General features: G+C 40.6%; 1 protein-coding gene. It reads right to left on the minus strand.

Features of this window, described 5'->3' with window-relative positions:
- Nucleotides 1-41: 41 nt before the first annotated feature.
- Nucleotides 42-1,250, minus strand: a complete 1,209-nt coding sequence (locus AAEY55_RS18035) for an IS256 family transposase (RefSeq protein ID WP_179808386.1) — start codon at nt 1,248-1,250, stop codon at nt 42-44.
- Nucleotides 1,251-1,324: the final 74 nt, after the last annotated feature.

A 1,324-nucleotide genomic window follows, 5' to 3' on the forward strand; every position in this document is an offset into this window, starting at 1 on the left:
GAGCCTGTAACGGATTCTGTGTAACTGCCCGTTTTTAGATTTTAAATATGCTTGCTGAGTCGTTCCTCAAATTCAATGATAAAACGACTCATTGCATTTCGCCAGTCTCGAATTGGCATCGTCCATTTTTTCGATGCCTCTTTTATTGCCAAATAAATCATTTTTCTCGCAGAGTCGTCATTTGGAAATATCTTACGCTTTTTAATCGCTCGGCGAATAACGCTGTTGAGCGACTCAATGGCATTCGTTGTATAAATGGCTTTTCGTATTGCCTCCGGATAATTAAATAACGTGTTTAAATTGTCCCAATTCGCACGCCATGACTTTGCTATTTGAGGATATTGATTGTCCCATTTCTCTGCAAATCGCTCCAACTCCAGCAACGCCTCTTCTTCTGTCGACGAGCGGTAAATCAGCTTCAAATCGGCCGTCACGGCTTTATAATCTTTCCATGAGACATATTTCAATGAGTTTCGAACCATATGCACTATACACAATTGAACATGAGTTTGCGGGTAAGCAGTATTAATTGCATCAGGAAATCCCTTCAGCCCATCTACGCACGCGATTAAGATATCTTCAACGCCCCGTTGGCTTAATTCGGTGAGCACGCTCAACCAAAACTTAGCCCCTTCATTTTCTGAAATCCACATGCCAAGCAATTCTTTATGGCCGTCAATATTAATACCTAAAGCAAGGTAAATAGACTTTTTGATAACGCGCTTATCTTGGCGTATTTTTACAACCAAGCAATCCAAATAAACAATAGGATAAATCGCATCCAGGGGGCGAGATTGCCATTCAGTGACTTGCTCCATAACAGCGCTGGTAACACGTGACACCAATGTGGGAGAGATATCAGCGCCATACCACTCATGAAAGGCATTCACGATATCGCGTGTGCTCATTCCTTGGGCATACAGCCATAAAATTTTATCATCCATTGAGGTGAATCGAGATTGATGCTTTTTAACAAGCTGTGGCTCAAAAGAGCCTTCACGGTCGCGGGGCGTATCAAGCTCAAACTCACCGTCTTCTGTCTTGATACGCTTACTTGTTTTACCATTTCGGCTATTACTGCTCGTGGATTTACTGTGTTTTTGATAGCCTAAATGTTCATCCATTTCTGCATTAAGTGCGGCTTCAACAGTTATCTTTTTTAACATCTGACTAAATTGATTTAAATCGTCAGGTGTTTTAATACTTTTAGCTGCTTCTTTTGCAAACGCTTCGAGTTCTTCTTTATTCATGTTCATCGCCTAATCCTTAAACTCTTTTTAGAGTAAATAATGATAGGCAGTTACACAAAATTAGTTACATCCTC

The organism is Pseudoalteromonas sp. 120-MNA-CIBAN-0494 (genome assembly GCF_040308885.1).
Lineage (GTDB): Bacteria > Pseudomonadota > Gammaproteobacteria > Enterobacterales > Alteromonadaceae > Pseudoalteromonas > Pseudoalteromonas nigrifaciens.

What these genes read in the sequence shown, in the direction of transcription:
- AAEY55_RS18035 (WP_179808386.1), bottom strand. Translation starts at nt 1,250, where the DNA reads ATGAATAAAGAAGAACTCGAAGCGTTTGCAAAAGAAGCAGCTAAAAGT.